Origin of the sequence: Enterobacter cloacae complex sp. P12RS (assembly GCF_014895875.1) — a bacterium.
GTDB classification, from domain to species: Bacteria; Pseudomonadota; Gammaproteobacteria; order Enterobacterales; family Enterobacteriaceae; genus Enterobacter; species Enterobacter bugandensis.
On the sequence record NZ_JADBQO010000022.1, the window covers coordinates 37,622 to 55,567 of the forward strand.

Annotated in this window: 16 protein-coding genes; 6 read left to right on the forward strand and 10 right to left on the reverse strand. The window is 56.6% G+C overall.

Annotation, left to right across the window (positions count from 1 at the left end; translation table 11 throughout):
- Positions 1–90: 90 nt before the first annotated feature.
- Positions 91–1,011 (forward strand): L,D-transpeptidase, encoded by a 921-nt coding sequence (gene ldtB / locus IM284_RS14435; RefSeq protein WP_008501186.1) that lies wholly within the window; start codon positions 91–93, stop codon positions 1,009–1,011.
- 41 nt (positions 1,012–1,052) lie between these two features.
- Here the strand turns inward: ldtB and IM284_RS14440 are convergent, their stop codons facing one another.
- From IM284_RS14440 to IM284_RS14450, 3 genes are read right to left on the reverse strand one after another with little or no spacing between them, the layout of a single operon-like run.
- Positions 1,053–1,769: a GntR family transcriptional regulator gene (locus IM284_RS14440; protein WP_047368155.1), complete on the reverse strand. Its 717-nt coding sequence runs from the start codon at positions 1,767–1,769 to the stop codon at positions 1,053–1,055.
- Positions 1,770–1,784: 15 nt separating this feature from the next.
- Entirely contained in the window at positions 1,785–3,107 is a 1,323-nt protein-coding gene (locus IM284_RS14445) for a PTS sugar transporter subunit IIC (protein ID WP_047368154.1), read from the reverse strand.
- 51 nt (positions 3,108–3,158) lie between these two features.
- A complete protein-coding gene (locus IM284_RS14450; RefSeq protein WP_047368153.1) occupies positions 3,159–4,535 on the reverse strand; it encodes a glycoside hydrolase family 1 protein in 1,377 nt (458 codons plus the stop codon).
- Between the two features lie 298 nt (positions 4,536–4,833).
- Here IM284_RS14450 and IM284_RS14455 point away from each other — a divergent pair, with 298 nt between their 5' ends.
- Complete coding sequence (locus IM284_RS14455) at positions 4,834–5,937, forward strand: succinylglutamate desuccinylase/aspartoacylase family protein (protein WP_048999203.1); 1,104 nt, start codon at positions 4,834–4,836, stop codon at positions 5,935–5,937.
- A 98-nt stretch (positions 5,938–6,035) separates the two neighbouring features.
- On the opposite strand, the gene IM284_RS14460 is transcribed toward IM284_RS14455, so the two are convergent.
- From IM284_RS14460 to mntR, 6 genes are all read right to left on the reverse strand, one after another.
- Positions 6,036–7,076 carry an aldo/keto reductase gene (locus IM284_RS14460; RefSeq protein ID WP_047368152.1) on the reverse strand — a complete coding sequence of 347 codons (1,041 nt, stop codon included), beginning with the start codon at positions 7,074–7,076 and terminating at the stop codon, positions 6,036–6,038.
- Between the two features lie 104 nt (positions 7,077–7,180).
- Positions 7,181–8,704 (reverse strand): efflux transporter outer membrane subunit, encoded by a 1,524-nt coding sequence (locus tag IM284_RS14465; RefSeq protein WP_047368151.1) that lies wholly within the window; start codon positions 8,702–8,704, stop codon positions 7,181–7,183.
- Positions 8,704–10,275: a DHA2 family efflux MFS transporter permease subunit gene (locus tag IM284_RS14470; protein ID WP_028012453.1), complete on the reverse strand. Its 1,572-nt coding sequence runs from the start codon at positions 10,273–10,275 to the stop codon at positions 8,704–8,706. Before IM284_RS14470 ends, IM284_RS14465 begins: the two co-directional genes overlap by 1 nt.
- A complete protein-coding gene (locus IM284_RS14475; RefSeq protein WP_041910714.1) occupies positions 10,272–11,366 on the reverse strand; it encodes an HlyD family secretion protein in 1,095 nt (364 codons plus the stop codon). The genes IM284_RS14470 and IM284_RS14475 overlap by 4 nt, the downstream gene beginning before the upstream one ends.
- 101 nt (positions 11,367–11,467) lie before the next feature.
- Positions 11,468–12,577, reverse strand: coding sequence for an anion transporter (locus IM284_RS14480; protein WP_047368150.1), 1,110 nt, complete (start codon positions 12,575–12,577; stop codon positions 11,468–11,470).
- Positions 12,574–13,047 carry a manganese-binding transcriptional regulator MntR gene (mntR, locus tag IM284_RS14485; protein WP_028012450.1) on the reverse strand — a complete coding sequence of 158 codons (474 nt, stop codon included), beginning with the start codon at positions 13,045–13,047 and terminating at the stop codon, positions 12,574–12,576. The genes IM284_RS14480 and mntR overlap by 4 nt, the downstream gene beginning before the upstream one ends.
- A gap of 183 nt (positions 13,048–13,230) precedes the next feature.
- Between mntR and mntS the strand changes: the two genes are divergently transcribed.
- Both mntS and IM284_RS14495 read left to right on the forward strand, forming a co-directional pair.
- Positions 13,231–13,359: a manganase accumulation protein MntS gene (gene mntS, locus IM284_RS14490; protein ID WP_014831181.1), complete on the forward strand. Its 129-nt coding sequence runs from the start codon at positions 13,231–13,233 to the stop codon at positions 13,357–13,359.
- A gap of 269 nt (positions 13,360–13,628) precedes the next feature.
- A complete protein-coding gene (locus IM284_RS14495; protein WP_193055835.1) occupies positions 13,629–15,212 on the forward strand; it encodes a phosphoethanolamine transferase in 1,584 nt (527 codons plus the stop codon).
- Between the two features lie 117 nt (positions 15,213–15,329).
- On the opposite strand, the gene ompX is transcribed toward IM284_RS14495, so the two are convergent.
- Positions 15,330–15,848 carry an outer membrane protein OmpX gene (ompX, locus tag IM284_RS14500; protein ID WP_028012448.1) on the reverse strand — a complete coding sequence of 173 codons (519 nt, stop codon included), beginning with the start codon at positions 15,846–15,848 and terminating at the stop codon, positions 15,330–15,332.
- A gap of 355 nt (positions 15,849–16,203) precedes the next feature.
- Between ompX and rhtA the strand changes: the two genes are divergently transcribed.
- Positions 16,204–17,091 carry a threonine/homoserine exporter RhtA gene (rhtA, locus tag IM284_RS14505; RefSeq protein ID WP_041910716.1) on the forward strand — a complete coding sequence of 296 codons (888 nt, stop codon included), beginning with the start codon at positions 16,204–16,206 and terminating at the stop codon, positions 17,089–17,091.
- A gap of 299 nt (positions 17,092–17,390) precedes the next feature.
- Positions 17,391–17,894 (forward strand): DNA starvation/stationary phase protection protein Dps, encoded by a 504-nt coding sequence (gene dps, locus IM284_RS14510; protein WP_008501171.1) that lies wholly within the window; start codon positions 17,391–17,393, stop codon positions 17,892–17,894.
- Positions 17,895–17,946: the final 52 nt, after the last annotated feature.

Sequence of the window (17,946 nt, forward strand, 5' to 3'; positions counted from 1 at the left end):
CTGTTAGCGGGAATGCACATATAATGCGCTCCCATCACAGATTCAGACTTATCAACTCATCGCCTGTATGGCTTAGATACCTCGCACAACATGAACATGAAATTAACAACGCTTTTTGCGGCGGCGTTAGCCGTAGTAGGTTTTTGTAAGACCGCGTCTGCGGTGACGTATCCCCTGCCGACAGACGGAAGCCGTCTGGTGGGTCAAAACCAGGTGGTGACGGTGCCTGAGGGTAACTCTCAGCCGCTGGAGTATTTCGCCGCGCAGTACCAGCTGGGCCTGTCCAACATGCTGGAAGCGAACCCGGGCGTTGACCCGTATCTGCCAAAAGCAGGTACCGTGCTGAATATTCCTCAGCAGCTGATCCTGCCGGATACCGTTCATGAAGGCATCGTGATTAACAGCGCCGAAATGCGCCTGTATTACTACCCGAAAGGCACCAACACCGTTATCGTGCTGCCAATCGGTATCGGCCAGCTGGGCAAAGACACCCCGCTGAACTGGACCACCAAAGTAGAGCGTAAGAAAGCGGGCCCAACCTGGACCCCAACTGCCAAAATGCACGCGGAATACATCGCTGCGGGCGAACCGCTGCCCGCCGTTGTGCCAGCCGGCCCGGATAACCCGATGGGCCTGTACGCGCTGTACATTGGTCGTCTTTACGCCATCCACGGCACCAACGCCAACTTCGGTATCGGCCTGCGCGTGAGCCACGGCTGCGTGCGCCTGCGTAACGACGACATCAAGTTCCTGTTCGAAAACGTGCCGGTCGGTACGCGCGTGCAGTTCATCAACGAACCGGTGAAAGCGACGTCTGAGCCAGACGGCAGCCGCTACATCGAAGTGCACAACCCGCTCTCCACCAGCGAAGACCAGATTAACAACAACGAGATCGTGCCGATTACGCTGAACAGCGCGGTGCAGTCCGTGACCTCTCAGCCAGACGTGGAAACCACCATCGTCGACCAGGCGATTCAGAACCGTTCCGGTATGCCGGTGCGTCTGAACTAACCACGCGCATCAAAAAAGCGGGCCTCGAGGCCCGCTTTTTTTTACCCGTTGTTCACGATTACAATCCCGCCGTGGTCGTAGCGATAGTGGCAGTGCGCATACTCCAGCGGCGTGCCATCTTCCAGATAAATGACCTGCTCCACCTCCAGCACCGGATCGGTTTCCTCACAGACCAGATGCTCTCTTTCCAGCGCGCTGGGCTTTAGCGCCCGCACGATCCGGTATGACCCCATAATTTTCAGCCCCAGGGTTTCCTGAACGTACTGAAACACTGACCCTTCAAGGTGGTTTTTCGTCAGGCCCGGCACCAGATTCATCGGCATCACCGTGGAATCCAGCGACATCGGTTCGCCGTTCAGTAAACGCAGGCGAATGAAGTCGTAGATCGGCGCATCGGCGTTAATCATCAGCGACGCCTGCTCTTTTTCGTTCGGGAAGCGCAGTTCGAAATGCACCACCTGGCTCGTGACCGTACCCAGATGCGCCCAGGTTTTGGTCGCGCCAAAGTAGTCGCTGCCGGAGAGATCCCACTGCGAGAGCTGGAGGAAGTTTTTGCGGATGAACGTCCCCTGCCCCTGACGGGTGTAGACCAGCCCTTCGACGATCAGCTGGCGCATCGCCTGCTGAATAGTCATCCGGCTGGTACTGAACTCCGCCGCCAGTGCAAACTGATCCGGCAGGGGTTCGTTGGCGGCGTACTGCTGGCTGATAATGCGTTTCTTAATTTCCCGCGCTATGGTGATGTACTTCGCCGCCATCGTCCTTCCTTTCTGTTAGTTTTCTATCCCGCTGTTTTTCAAGGCCACTCGCTCGGCAATTTTGAGGAAAGGCAGGTAGAAGAATACACCAAATACGATGATTGCCAACTGGACCACCACGGCGCGCCAGTCCCCCGCCGTCGCCAGCCAGGCGCTGAGGATCGGCGGCGTGGTCCAGGGGATCATCACCACGCAGCGGGACATTAACCCCAGCGTGGTGCAGAGCCAGGCGAAGTAAATGCCGATGGCGGGCAGCAGCACAAACGGGATCATTAGCGGCAGGTTAAAGACGATCGGCAGGCCGAAAATCACCGGCTCGTTGATGTTGAATAAGCCAGGTGCCAGCGACAGACGCGCCACCTGCTTCGCCGATTGTTGCCGCGAGAAGATAAAGATGGCGATCAGCAGCGAGATCGTGCTGCCCGTACCGCCCACCATGCCAAACGTCGGCACGAAAATGTTGTTGATGATGTGCGGGATGGGCTGTCCGTTGGCGAAGGCCAGCATGTTCTCGTTGGTATTAATCAGCAGGAATGGCTCAAGCACCACGCTGTTGACCACCGACTGATGAATACCGAGCGTGAACAGAAAGTTGCCGAAGCTGTAGATGAAAATCGTCCCCGGCAGGCTGGTGTTGATCAGCCGCAGCGGCTGCTGGATAAAGGTCGTAATGAGGTGGATCAGATCCGTATGCAGCACGTTCGCCAACAGCGCCGCCAGAACGGCGAACACCGACAAGGTAAGAATGGTTGGGATCAGCGCGGTAAAGGATTTGCTCACCGCCGGGGGCACGTTTTCCCCGAGCGAAATGTGCAGCGCCTTCAGCCGTGAAATGGCGATGAACAGCTCGGTGGAAAGCAGGCCAATCAGCACCCCGGCGAAAATCCCAGTGGAGCCGATATTGGCGAACGTCAGCACCTGCGTCACGCTCACCGTGGCCTCGCTGCCAACGGGCGTAACCTGTAAGCGCATCGGCATCATGATGATAAAGCTGCTGACGGCGATAACCACTGCCGAGACCGGATTATCGAAATCTTTGTTGCGCGCCAGCGACCAGGCAATCATCGGCGCCAGCAGCAGCGCGGCGATGTTCAGCGTGCCGTTAATAATCGCCTCGCCCCAGACCTTAAACTGTGTGAGCGTGTCGCCCTCAAAAATCCACGGGAACACCACGTTGTTCACCAGCACCGCCAGACCGGCGAGGATGAAAATCGGCATCACCGTGGCGAAGGCGTCGCGCAGGGAGCGCAGGTGCACCTGGTTTGCCAGGCGCGCCGAGAACTCAACAAATTTGTCGACAAAAGACTGCATGTGCGGTGTTATTTTTGCTTCAGACATAGCGGAGTGTTCCCATCAATCAGTCACAAAAACGGCCCGGCAGCGTACGGCTTACATCTCGCGTCCGTTGGTATGGATAACCTGTTTTAACCACGCGTAGCTCTTCTTCGGCACGCGCTTAAGGTCTTTCAGGTCGTGATTCTCGCGGTTGACATAGACCACGCCGTAGCGCTTACGCATGTCCCCCTGCGAGCTGAGAATGTCAATTAACCCCCAGCCGAGATAGCCAATGACCTCTGCGCCATCCTCGAACATGGCTTCCTTCATGGCCTCGATATGCGCCCGGTGGTAGTCGATGCGGTAGGTGTCCTCAATCGGGTTAACCCCGTCCCAGGACTCAATTACCCCAATACCGTTTTCTATCGGGAAGACCGGCATCCGCCAGTCGTTGGCATAGCGAGTGATGATGGTGCGAAAGCCCAGCGGGTCGATCTGCCAGTTCCACTCGGTGGCTTTCAGGTAGGGGTTATTTTTCTCACCGTGCAGCAGGTAATAGTTGACCGGCGTGCCTTCCGGGATCGCGTCGCTGTCCAGCGTTTTGCTGGCGTAGTAGCTGAAGGCCATAAAGTCATTTTTCGTGCGGGCAAACAGAGCGAGATCGTCGGCGCGATAGATATCACCGAAGCCCTCCTGCTCTACCACCGCCATCACCGCCGGGCTGTAGCCCTGGCCGGCAAAGACGCGCAGCAGGTTCTGGTTGAGGAATTCGTCATACTGCTGGGCGCAGAAAATATCGCGCGGCTTGCAGGTGGCCGGATAGATCAGCTGGTGCGCCAGCATGCCGCCCATTAGCTGGCCTGGCTTAGTCTGGTGCAGGTATTCGGTCAGCGACATGTGCGCCACCATCGCATGGTGCTGAAGCTCATACAGCTCGCGCAGGGTTTTCTCGCCTTTCATATAGCCGGAAATGCGGAACGCTTCCGGCATATGGAAGATGTTCTGCTCGTTAAAGGTCAGCCAGTACTTTACCCGGTCGCCGAAGCAGTCGATCATCTTTTTGCCGTAGCGGATAAAAGCCGCCACCACGCGGCGATCGTTGAAGCCGTTGTACTCCTGCGCCAGCGCCAGCGGCATGTCGAAGTGGTAGAGGCAGACCATCGGCTCGATGCCGCGGGCGATGAGATCGTCAATAAAGCGGTCGTAAAAGGCGATGCCCTCGTCGTTGAACGCGCCGTCGCCCTGCGGGCAGACGCGGCTCCAGGAGATCTGGAAGCGGTAGCAGTTCATGCCCAGATCCTGCATCAGGTCGAAATCTTCCCGGTAGCGATGGTAGGAGTCGGTTGCCACCTTCCAGTCGGAGACGTTTTCTCCGGCTTCACGAATGTCGTACACCGACATCCCCTTCCCACCCTCGTTCCAGGCCCCTTCCGTCTGCATGCTGGACACCGAGTTGCCCCATAAAAAGTTGGCCGGCAGTGAATTGTTCATGCTCTCTCCCTATATGACTAGTCATTTAAAATCTCATGACTAGTCATATAGGCGAAGATGAAATTTCGATCAAAGGGGAGGATCGTTTTTTGTGAGGAATGTCGGAAAGAAGCGCTGAGCAGGAAAAATGAATAGCGAAATCCTGTTACTTAGGCCTGAGCGTTAGCCTATGCAGAATCACATTTCCCGAACGTGCCACTGGCTGGCCTCATAAAATCATTATTAACTTAATGCGCACAAACCACGGCTCAGGCCGGAACATAAAAATCTCAACCCTATCAAATGGAAAATGACGCTCATGAAGATATCTACTCGCCGTATCGCATTCGCTCTCAGCTTAGCGTTGCCCGGCTCAATGACTCACGCGGCAACGGTGTATACGGGTGATAAAGTGCAGGGAGTGCCGGTTATCTCTACGCTGGATGTATCAGACCTGCCAGCCGGACAACATCGCTTCATGTTCGAGGGGGTTGAGACCGGAACGGGACAGCGCTGGTATGTACCCATAATGGTGGCAAAAGGGAAAACGGACGGGAAGAAAGTCCTTCTGCAGGCGGGCGTCCACGGGGATGAGCTAAACGGCGTGCGCATCGTACAAAAAGTGATGGAACAACTGGACCCCGAAAAAATGAACGGCAGCGTTATTGGCATCATTGGCCCAAACCGTTCTGGCCTTGAGAGAGTCTCCCGGACATGGTCTGTTTCAACCGATGGGGGTGAAACGATCGACTACAACCGCGTCCATCCAGGAAAAGAAACGGGTAACCCTGCTGAGCGTCAGGCATGGATGATGTGGAACAAGGTTTACAAGGGGAATGTCGACCTGGCGATTGACTATCACACCCAGTCTACCGGAACGGCTTATCCGCTGTTCATTTATGCCGACTACCGCAATGCGGATGCCCGGACAATTGCGGAACTTTTTCCGGCAGATCAAATTAAGAAAGACCCCGGGGAAGCCGGCTCAATGGAAACCACCTTTATTCAAAATGGTATCCCGGCGATAACGGCCGAGACGGGAGAGCCGAGGATTTACCAGCAGGATATGATTGCCCGGGGCTTAGAGGGTGCCCTCAATGTACTGATCCATTACAAGGTGATTGAAGGCAAAATCGGCGCAACCGCCAGCAGCAATAAAACGTATATTGGTAATGCTATCAGTTCCATACGAGCAACTACGGGTGGGTTTGCGGAAGTTTTCGTTAAACCCGGCGACACGGTAAAAGCAGGACAAGAGGTCGCCCTGCAGCGAAATGCTTTCGGTGATGTTGTCGCGAAGTATTCAGCGGAAAGGGACGGCAAAGTACTGGCAATTGGAACAGATGTGGTCAGAGAGCCCCGAGCCCTGCTGGTAAGAGTCCTTGAGCAAAACCCAGCCGCAACCTGCAAAGACGGCTGCTGATTACCGCCACAGCCCATCGTTGAATCGGCAAAAGCAGCTTATCGTCATTTCTTCGATATCATCCCCGGCAGGCGAAGCGCCGCCGGGGATGAGGAGCGTTATTGTTGCGCAAGCTGATTGCGACGATACTCCCCCTGACGCTCCAGCATCCAGCCCGGATATTCACGCGGCAGCGCGCTGACGGCATCCAGCTGTTTAAGCTCGTCTTCGCTTAAGCGGATCCCGGTGGCGGCAATGTTGTCGTCCAGCTGTTCAACGCGCTTCGCGCCAATGATGACGCTGGTCACCGCTTTCTGGTGCAGCAGCCACGCCAGCGCGATTTGCACCACGGAGGCGCCCTTACTTTCGGCAATCACGCGCATCACGTCCACGCAGTCAAAGGCGCGATCTTTGTTCACCGGCGGGAAGTCGAACGCCAGACGGCGGCTACCGGCTTCGCTCTGCCCGTCGCGACCATATTTTCCACTCAGCAGGCCGCCCGCCAGCGGGCTCCAGACCATCAACCCGACGCCTTCGCTCTGCATCATCGGCACCAGCTCGCGCTCAAGTTCGCGCCCAGCGATGGTGTAGTACGCCTGGAGGGATGCGAAACGCGCCAGCCCGAGTCGCTCGGAAATGCCCAGCGCTTTGGCTATCTGCCACGCCGCCCAGTTCGAGACGCCGATGTAGCGCACGTGGCCGTGCTGCACCAGGTTATCCAGCGCATACAGCGTCTCCTCAATCGGCGTGGCCGGATCGAAACCGTGAAGCTGATAGAGATCGATATGATCCAGCTGCAGGCGGCGCAGGCTCTCCTTCACGCTGCTGATGATGTGATAGCGCGAGCTGCCGCGCGAGTTCACCCCCGCAGTGCCCGTTTCGCCAAATACTTTAGTCGCGACCACCACGTTCTCGCGCGGGATTTTCAGGTTTTTCAGCGCCTGGCCGAGGATCGCCTCCGAGCGCCCTTCTGAGTAAACGTCCGCGGTATCGATAAAGTTGATACCCGCGTCCAGCGCGCGACCCACCAGCTGTTCGGCTTCGCTCTGCTGCAGCTGACCAATCTTGCCCCACATGCCGCCTTCTCCGCCGAAGGTCATGGTGCCGAGGCACAGTTCAGAAACGAACAGACCGGTGTTGCCCAGTTTTTGATAACGCATAAGATAATCCTCGCATGTCGATTGGGTACCCGATAGTTATACCCGCCCCTCAGCCATCGCGAATGTGGCGTTCCTGTCCGTTTCTTGCCCAATCCTCTGAATATTTATCCGCGCGGGGCGTCGCCAAAGACACTGTAGTCCGGGAGCTGCACCTGCTGATACGGCTCCCAGCCGCCGCCGAGCGCCTTGTAGAGCGCCACCAGATCGAGGGCGCTTTGTACCTGCGCCTGCGCGCGCTGCTGCTCGGCCTGCGCCAGCTGACGCTGGGCGTCCAGCACGTCGATAAAGCTGGCGATCCCCTGCCGGTAGCTGTCGCTGGCTAAATCAAAGGCGTTTTGCAGTGCGTCGATGGTTTTCGCGAGGCCCGCCTCACGCTGCTGGTCGGTGCGATAGCTCACCAGCGCGTTTTCCACATCCCCGAGCGCGGTCAGCACCGTCTGGCGATAGTCCAGTACCGCAGCGCCCTGCTGCGCGCGCGCCACCTTGACGCTGGAGACCAGTCGACCGCCCTGGAAAATCGGAATGGAAACCTGCGGGCCGAAGCTGTAGAAGTGGCTGCTCCAGTCGGTCAGCCAGCCGGATTCGCTGTTGCGCAGGCCAAACTGTCCGGAGAGGGTAAAGCTCGGGAACAGCTCGGCCACCGAGACGCCAATCTGCGCCGTGGCGGCATGAAGGTTGGCCTCCGCTTCGCGCACGTCCGGACGGCGGCGCGCCAGCGTGGACGGTATACCAGTCTGCACGATATCCGGCAGCGCGGGCATTGGCTGCGCGGATTGCAGCTCGCTATCCAGCGCCCCCGGCGGCTTGCCGAGCAGAATAGCCAGCCCGTTCATCGCCTGGCGTTCCTGGGCCTGATACTGCGGCAGTTGGGCTTCAAGATTGCCCAGCTGCGCCCGGGCGTTTTCCACGTCCATCTGCGGCGACAGCCCGCCGCGCTGGCGGCTTTCGGTCAGATCCAGCGTCTGCTGCGCGCTTTTAATCTGGGTGTTCAGGGTAGCGATAATGCTCTGCGCCCCGCGCAGCTGGAGCCACGCGCGCGCCACTTCCGCTTCCAGCGACACCAGCGCATCGTTACGCTGTTCGATGGCGGCCTTCTGCTGCGCCTCGGCGGCTTCCACCTGACGGCGCACCTTGCCCCAGAGGTCGATTTCCCACTGGGCGTCGAAGCTGCCCTGATAAAGGTTAATCGGCTGCGTCAGCGGCCCCAGCGCGCCTCTGAGTTCAGGGTCGACATTATCCAGCTGGTCGTACACGCCGTGGGATTTTAGCTCCCCTTCCAGCCCGAGCTGCTGGCGCGTCGCCTGCAGATTGCCGTTCACCGACGGGAAAAATGCCCCGCCCGCCTGGTTAATCTGTTCACGCGCCCCGGCAATGCGCAGTACCGTTTGCTGCAACGTCAGGTTTCCGGCGATGGCGCGTTCAACCAGACTGTCGAGCTGCGGCGAGCCGAAGGTTTTCCACCAGCGCGGATTGGTCGCGGCGGAGGTTGTTTGCGATTTTACCGCGCTGTCGCCCTTATCGTTCCAGTGCGTAACGGTGGGTGGCGCAGGCTGCTGGTAGTCCGGCCCGACGGCGCAGCCCACCAGCAGCATCATTATCATCAGGGGGTGTAAACGTCTGTGTATCATCAGTGTGCTCCTGCACTCCCCTCGCTCTTAACCGGCGAGAGCAACAAACAAAACGGAATCAATAGCAAGGCCACGGCGCTCAGAATGGTGAAGACGTCGATGTAGGCCAAAAAGCGCGACTGCTCGATCATCGTCTGGTACATCCGCCCGGTGGCAATCCCGGTCGGATCGCCCACCTGGGTGGTGAAGTTCTGGATCGCCTGGGCGCTTTCGCGAATCGCCAGCTGGAACTGCTCGTTAAACGGCGAGGCGTGGTAGGCAAGGTGCGCGCTGTGCGCCTGCGCGCGCTCGGTGATGGCCGCCGTCGAGAGAGAAATCCCGATGGATCCCGCCACGTTGCGGAACATGGTAAACAGCGCCGCCGCATCGGCGTTGAGCCGTCTCGGTATCGAGATGAAGGCGATGGTGGTGAGCGGCACAAACAGGAACCCCAGACCAATCGACTGGGCGCTGCGGAACAGCACCAGGGTTTCGAAGTCAATATCCGGCGTCAGCGTGCGCGACCAGAAGAACGACACCGCCAGGCAGGTAAAGCCAAAGGCGATGATCCAGCGCGTCTGCACCACCGGCATCAGCTTCAGCACCAGCGGGATGGTCAGCACGATCAGCACCGCGCCGGGCGAGAGCACCAGCCCGGACCAGGTGGCGGTATAGCCCAGATCCTGCTGCGCCAGCTGCGGGATCACCACCGAGCTGCCGTAGAGGATCATCGCCATCCCCGCCATCAGCAGGCTGGAGATCGCGAAGTTGCGGTCCTTCATGCAGTGCAGATCCACCACCGGCTTTTTGGCATACATCAGCCAGTAGATTGCGCCAATAATGCCAACCAGCGTCAGCACCGCGAAGGTGCGGATAAAGTTCGAGTAGAACCAGTCGTCATCCTCGCCCCGGTCGAGCATGACCTGCAAACAACCCAGACCGAGGGCGATCAGGCCGATCCCCGTCCAGTCGATGGTCAGCTTCTCTTTTGATTTGCTCTCCCACGGCGGATCTTCCAGCAACTGGTAGATCGCCAGCACCGTCACAATCCCCACCGGGATGTTGATAAAGAACACCCAGCGCCAGGAGTAGTTGTCGGTGATCCAGCCCCCCAGCGTCGGGCCGAGCACCGGCGCGACGATAATCGCAATGGAGGAAAGCCCAAACGCTTTGCCCCTGTCCTCCGGCTTGAAGTAGTCAAGCAGCACCGACTGCTGGGTGGGCTGTAACCCGCCGCCAAAGAAGCCCTGCATCACGCGGAACAGGATGATTTGCCACAGCTCGGTGGCGATGCCGCACAGAAACGAGCAGATGGTGAACATCACGATGCAAATGAGGAAGAACTGCTTGCGGCCAAACAGCCGGCTCAGGAACGCCGAGATGGGCAGCACGATGCCGTTCGCCACCAGGTAGCTTGTCAGTACCCAGGTGGATTCGTCGTAGCTGGCCGAGAGCGACCCCGCCACGTGCGGCAGCGCGACGTTGACGATGGTGGTGTCCAGAATTTCCATGAACACCGCCAGGGTGACGACAATCGCCACCGCCCACGGGTTACTGGCGGGCTTCCAGTTATCGTGGCTATGATCCGTCATTCCACGGTGACCTTCGGTTCAACCGACAGCCCCAGCGGCAGCGGCTTGTTCGGATCCAGACCTTTATCAATGACGATTTTTACCGGTACGCGCTGAACAATCTTCACGAAGTTACCGGTGGCGTTTTCCGACGGGAAGGCGGAGAAGCGCGAGCCGCTGCCCTGCTGGATGCTGTCGATATGGCCTTCAAGCTCCATATCCGGCCAGGCATCCACGGAGACGCTAACCTTATCGCCGGGCTTCATGCGCTCAAGCTGGGACTCTTTAAAGTTCGCCACCACCCATACGTTCGGGGAGACCAGCGAGAACAGCGCGGTGCCCGCCTGAACCAGCGTGCCGGGCTGCACGTTGCGTTTGGTGACAAAGCCGTCGAACGGGGCGCGGACTTCGGTGTAAGAGAGGTTCAGATTCGCGGTTTCCAGCTGCGCTTTGGCCTGTTCGACCTGACGCTCGCGGGCTTCGACGTTGGTCTCCTGCTGGCGGATTTGCAGCTGTACCTGCTCCGCCACTTCCAGCTGCGCCTGTGCGCTGGCAAGGCCAGCTTGGGCACTGCGCAGCTGAGCGTTCGCAGAATCAATACTTTGCTGGGTGGTCGCGCGCGGGTCGACGCCGCGCTGGCGCCGGTACTCCGCCTGCGCGTTCGCCAGATCGGCCTGCGCTTTCAACACCTGCGCTTTGGCTTCGTCACGCTGGGCGGGATACTGCACTTTTGAGAGCGCCAGCTGCGCCTGGGCCTGATGCAGCTGCGCGATAGCCAGCCCAAGCTGAGCCTGAGCCTGATCGCGCTGGGCGGTGGTATCGCGAGGATCGATCACTACCAGCACATCCCCTTTCTTCACGCGCTGGTTATCCCGCACGCGAAGCTCGGTAACGTAGCCCGCCGTTTTGGGGGCAATGGTCACCACGTCGCCGTCGGTAAAGGCGTCGTCGGTGGTTTCTTCGTTGCGGGTTAAAAACCACCAGACCAGCGCCACGATCACCATCACGATGACCACGATGCCAAGGATAATTAACGGTTTTTTGCCCGGGCGTTTACGCTCGTTATTGTTTTTATCCTGCTCGTCAGCAGGTGGATTTTGTTCTTCTGCCATAATTCAGCAACGGTCCTGTCAGTGAGCGGCATCACACTATGCCGTTCACTAAAGCTAGGACGTTGCTATACATTTGCCAGGAAAAACTGACAAATTGCGCACTATATGAGAAGGAATAGTCCGAAACCGATCGCCGCAGCCCAGAGCAGCATCGGGATCGACCAGAGGTGGAAGCGCCACCAGATGCGACGGTCGTTGGCCATACGCAGGGCGATCAGGTTTGCCAGGGAGCCGGGCAGCAGCCCAAACCCACCGATGTTCACCGCCCAGGCCAGCAGCGTGTCCGGCGGAACGTAGTTGAGCAGCAGAATGGTGGCAGGCACGTTGCTGATAAACTGCGACAGGCCAATCGCCGTCAGCCACAGCCCCGGCTGCGACAGCGTGCTGACGCTGTGCAGAACGTTTTGTAGCACCGGAAGCTGAATAAGCAGATGCACGTCGATGAACATCGCCATAAAGACCAGCAGCAGCGTCCAGTCCACGCTCACCAGCACGCGCCGCGCCAGCACGACAAAGCCCGCGGCGACGAGCAGGACGCCCGCCAGCTCATACTTCAGCTCCAGGGCGAACAGGAAGACGATATACAGCCCGAGGCAGCTCCAGACCAGCCGCGGCTGCCACTGCGGGCCCGTGGTCCCGCTATGGTATTGCAGCTTTTTATCCGGAAACGCGAACCAGCAGACCGCCAGCAGCGAAAACATCATCACCAGCGCCAGAGGCGCCATCTGCCAGGTAAAGGCGGCGAATGACAGACCGGAACGTCCCCAGAGAAGAATATTTTGCGGGTTGCCGATGGGCGTCAACAGAGAACCGGCGTTAACGGCGAGCGCTTCAAAGATAATCAGTCTGCTGACCGGGATCTCGCAAAGCTTACGCAGGGTGAGCGTGAGGGGCACGATGATAAACAGCGCCACATCGTTGGTCAGAAACGTCGACAGCACCGCGGCGGAGAACACCATAAACAGGGCCAGCCTGCGCTCGGTGGCAAAACGGCGCACCATTTTACGCCCCAGGACGTCAAAATAGCCGCTCAGCTCGACCCCTTTGGTCAGCATCATTAACCCACTCAGGGTGATGATGGTGCGCCAGTCAATCGCCGCAGACCAGGCCTGTGGCGCAAACGGCACAAACAGGCTTAACCCGGCGCCAATGATTAATAAGAGATGGAAGAAACGATCGCGTGAGAGGGCCTGCAGTCCAGGGATTTTCATTCAGCGGAGGGACCATATTTAAGGGTAAATTCGCGAAACTTCACCAGCGTCTCTTCGCTAACGTGGTGCTCCATTCCTTCCGCATCCCGACGGGCAATTTCCGGGCTGACGCCCAGCACCAGCAAAAAGTTCTCGACAAGCTGATGGCGCTCGCGGCTCTCCTGCGCAAGCTTCTCCCCTTCCGGCGTCAGAAACACGCCGCGCCAGGGGATCATTTCGATCAGGCCTACCGAGGCCAGACGTTTTAACATTTTAGCGACCGTTGGCTGCGAAACCCCGAGCCTGGCGGCCATATCGACCTGACGCGCTTCCCCAACCTCGCGGATCAGATCGGAAATCAGTTCAACATAATCATCAATCAGTTCACGCCGGTGCGCTTCACGGACCTGGCGAAAACCTTCGACATGTTCTTCAACATTCACCAGTTGCGTCGTTTTTTTAATGGCTGGCTTACCTGCGCGACGGTTCATTGTACTTCCTCATTGGGGTGACGCTTCCAGCGCCCGGTATCGAGAGCGCACATTGTAAACCATCCCTCCACAAGCACAAAAAATTAACGAAATAGCCATAGCTATACAATATAGCCTGTGCTATATCTGTATGTAATGCAGTCACCCTTCACGGATCGAAGGGATCAAACATCAGGAGGTCTCATGAACGAATTCAAGAGGTGCATGACCGTGTTTACCCACTCTCCTTTTAAAGTGCGCTTAATGCTGTTGAACATGCTGTGCGATATGTTTAACAACAAACCGCATCAGGACGACAAACCTTCCCACTAAGCGGCGTTGCGGTACGCCGCTTCATTTTTCTGTCACACTTCCGCTGTAAACTGACCAATTCCCGATAATTTTTGCGGATTTGCAGCACCCTTCGCAAAACATCTGTTTAGCAACTGTTGACCTTAATTCACGCTCGCACTATCTTCTTGCAGCCCTGCACAATTTGCGGCTCGCTGAAGCGGACCTCTCATTCCCTTTCCACGCACTGTCCGGCAGGCTTTGACCCTTGGCGCCAGGGTGAGCACATGGCGTTTTTGTGATAGTGACCTATGAATGTAACCCTGATAGATACCATCGTTACCCGCAGCCGGGCCTTAAGCCCGTGGACGGGATTTTACTTTTTGCAGTCGCTGCTGATTAACTTTGCGCTCGGCTATCCCTTCAGCCTGCTTTATGCAGTGGCTTTCACCTGCATCCTGCATGTGCTGTGGCGAGCGGCCCCGCGCGTGCAGAAAGCGTTGGTAGGGGTCTGTTCGCTGATTGCTGCGATGTATTTCCCGTTTGGCCAGGCCTACGGCGCGCCAAACTTCAACACCCTGCTGGCGCTGCACTCCACCAACATGGAAGAGTCGACGGAGATCCTGACGATCTTCCCCTGGTACAGCTACGTCGTCGGCCTCTTTATCTTTGCGCTTGGCGTCATCGCGGTTCGTCGCAAAGCAGACGCGAAGAGATCATGGGGAAAAATGGAGTCTCTGTGCCTGGCGTTTAGCGTGGGGACGTTTTTCGTTGCGCCGGTGCAAAACCTGGCCTGGGGCGGCGTGTTCAAGCTGAAAGATACGGGCTATCCGGTGTTCCGTTTCGTTAAAGACGTCATCGTGAACAATAAAGAGGTTCTCGACGAGCAGGCGCGCATGGCTGAACTTTCCAATATGAAAGACACCTGGAACGTGCTGGCGGTTAAGCCGAAATACCATACCTATGTGGTGGTGATTGGCGAGAGCGCACGTCGCGACGCGCTGGGCGCATTCGGCGGGCACTGGAATAACACACCGTTTGCCAGCTCTGTCAACGGCACCCTGTTTACCGATTATGTGGCGGCCAGCGGCTCGACGCAGAAATCGCTCGGCCTGACGCTGAACCGCGTGGTGGATGGCAAACCTCAGTTTCAGGATAATTTTGTCACGCTGGCCAACCGCGCCGGTTTTCAGACCTGGTGGTTCTCCAATCAGGGGCAAATTGGCGAATACGACACCGCCATCGCCAGTATTGCTAAGCGTGCTGACGAAGTGCAGTTCCTGAAGAGCGGCGACTTTGAAGCCGACAAAAACACCAAAGACGAGGCGCTGCTGAAGATGACGGCGCAGGTCTTTGCTACCCAGCGCACCCAGCCGCAGCTGATTGTTCTGCACCTGATGGGATCGCACCCGCAGGCCTGCGATCGCACTGGCGGTAAATACGCGGAGTTTGTGCAGTCGAAAGAGACCTCTTGCTATCTCTATACCATGACGCAAACCGACGAGCTGCTCAGCAAGCTTTACAATCAGCTGCGCAATACGGGCGAAAGCTTCTCTGTGGTCTATTTCTCGGATCACGGGCTGGCGTTTAAAGAGCGTGGCAAAGAAGTGCAGTATCTGGCGCACGACGACCAGTTCCAGCAAAATTTCCAGGTGCCGTTTATGGTGCTGTCGAGCGATGATAAAACGCATCGCGTTATCAAAGCGCGGCGCTCGGCGAATGATTTCCTGCAGTTCTTCTCGCAGTGGACGGGGATTAAGGCCAAAGAGATAAAAAATGATTACCCGTTTATCTCCAACAAGAAAGCACCCCCAGTGTACGTTACCAACTTCAAGTTACAGAAAGTTGACTATAACCATCTGGGTACCGATATTTTTGATATTAAGAGTAAGTAAGCTGTGCAATCTCGTGCGGTCTGATGCCCTCACCCTGACCCTCTCCCACAAGGAGAGGGAAAAGCTAAAAAAAAATCCGCCACATTGGGCGGATTTTTTATTAGCTCACCGAAGTGATTAGAAGCGGTAACCTACGCCCGCGATCCAGGTGCCAACGTCAACGTTGCGGATACGGCTCTGCTCATAGGAGAAGTCCAGAGCCACGTCCTGGATTGGGTTGAACTGCAGGCCTGCGCCATAGGAGAAGCCGTAGTCGCTGTTGCTTGCAGTGCGGTTCAGACCCTGGTTTTCGGTCTGCTGGAATTTACCGTAGCCAACACCTACAACACCGTAGATGCTCGCCCAGTCGTTCAGACGGTAAGCTGGACCAGCAGTGATACCGTAGTACTGGCCTTTGTTGTATGCGCCGTTTTCAGTACGATCTTTCTCGGTGTAGGTGAAAGAACCGATCACGCCCAGCGGGTTGTTATCCTGCTCGTAACGATACTTCAGGTTGAAACCGTTGGTTTTGTTCATCACGCCCTGCATATCGCTCTGAGCGTAACCACCAGTTACAGTAGAAGTAGCAGCTACAGCGGTACCTGCGGAAACAGCCAGTACAGCGGCCAGTGCTGAAAGACATGCAATTTTTTTCATAACCACCTCAAATGTGCTTCAAGTAAGTCCGTAAGTTTTAAATATATCAAAAAATTTTGCGAAACTCTTTGTGATTCGTGATGTCTAATGAGGCCTTTCCTGTAACAGAACGTTTCCAACCTCAGCTAACTCTTTCAAATCACATGCGATTTTTCCTACTAAACGCCCATATTGCGCGTCTGCGCCGTTACATTCATCCAGATTATTCCTAATCTTTCAGGTGATAAATCCACCAGCGCTTAACCATTTTACGGATTTCACGGGTCTTTTTTTTCAACCTAGTCTCAACCGTAGCTGTATATTTCCTTTACACTGCAACCTTTACTCCACTTGACATTAGCTGACAGGAGAAAGGATGCCTGGGTTATCCCGCACGTCGTCGGTCTGGTTGCCGGTAGCCGTCATACTTATTGCCATGTTGTCCATCCAAAGCGGTGCTTCGCTGGCAAAATCGCTTTTTCCACTGGTGGGTGCGCCCGGGGTAACAGCCCTGCGTATCGTGCTGGGAACGGCGATACTGGTCGTCATCTTCAAACCCTGGCGTCTGCGCTTCAAAAAAGAGCAACGTCTTCCCCTGCTTTTTTATGGTCTGTCCCTCGGGGCAATGAACTATATGTTCTACCTCTCCATCCAGACCATCCCGCTGGGGATTGCCGTCGCGCTGGAGTTTACCGGCCCGCTGGCGGTCGCACTTTTCTCGTCACGTCGTCCGGTGGATTTTATCTGGGTCGTGCTGGCCGTTCTGGGCTTATGGTTCCTGCTGCCGCTCGGCCAGAATGTCTCTGAGATTGATCTGACGGGCGCAGCGCTGGCGCTGGGAGCAGGAGCCTGCTGGGCTGTCTATATACTCACCGGGCAGCGAGCCGGTGAAGAGCATGGCCCGGCAACGGTCGCCCTGGGTTCCGTGATTGCGGCTATCGTTTTTGTGCCGATCGGTATGGCGCAGGCAACGGAGTCTATCTGGCAATGGTCAGTCATGCCCATCGGGCTGGCGGTCGCTATTCTTTCAACGGCACTCCCCTATTCTCTGGAGATGATTGCCCTGACGCGTCTGCCGACGCGCATTTTTGGCACTCTGATGAGCATGGAGCCCGCCCTTGCGGCGATCTCCGGGATGGTGTTCCTGGGCGAAACGCTGACGTTCACCCAGACGCTGGCGCTCTGCTCAATTATCGCGGCGTCAATGGGGTCAACGCTCACCATGCGCCCTGAACCTAAAGTTGAGAAAATCGACATCGGCTAATGCCATATATTCTGCATGGCTTCACGGCCATGCAGAATAAAGGCCAGAATGCCATCCGTTATAATTTCTTACATAGTTTGTCATATAACCGAAATATCCTTCCCCACCCATTCCCCTATATGCGAATTAAGATTGATCTGTATCAATTTTAAAATTATCTATTAATTTCAATAAATTAAATTATCAACCTCCTTCTTGCTATTAAACCGATAGGCACAGCCAGACCGCAGAGAAAAAATCCGGTGCTATACTTAGTTCCGTAATTACCTGGGACATAAACATCAAGAGGATATGAGATTATGAGTACCGCTAAACTGGTGAAAACGAAAGCGTCTAATCTGCTTTATACCCGTAACGATGTATCGGATAGCGACAAAAAAGCGACCATTGAGTTGCTGAATCGCCAGGTGATCCAGTTCATCGATCTTTCGCTGATCACCAAACAGGCCCACTGGAATATGCGCGGTGCAAACTTCATTGCCGTCCATGAAATGCTGGATGGCTTCCGCACAGCACTGGTGACACACCTCGATACGATGGCTGAACGTGCCGTTCAGCTGGGTGGTGTCGCGCTTGGGACCACGCAGGTGATCAACAGCAAAACGCCGCTGAAAAGCTACCCGCTGGATATCCACACCGTTCAGGATCACCTGAAAGAGCTGGCGGACCGCTACGCGATTGTGGCCAATGACGTGCGCAAAGCGATTAGCGAAGCCAAGGATGAAGATACCGCAGACATCTTCACCGCCGCATCCCGCGACCTGGATCAGTTCCTGTGGTTTATCGAATCTAACATCGAGTAATCCATAAGACTTTCCTGTCAAACCCTCGCCTCTGGTGAGGGTTTTGCACATT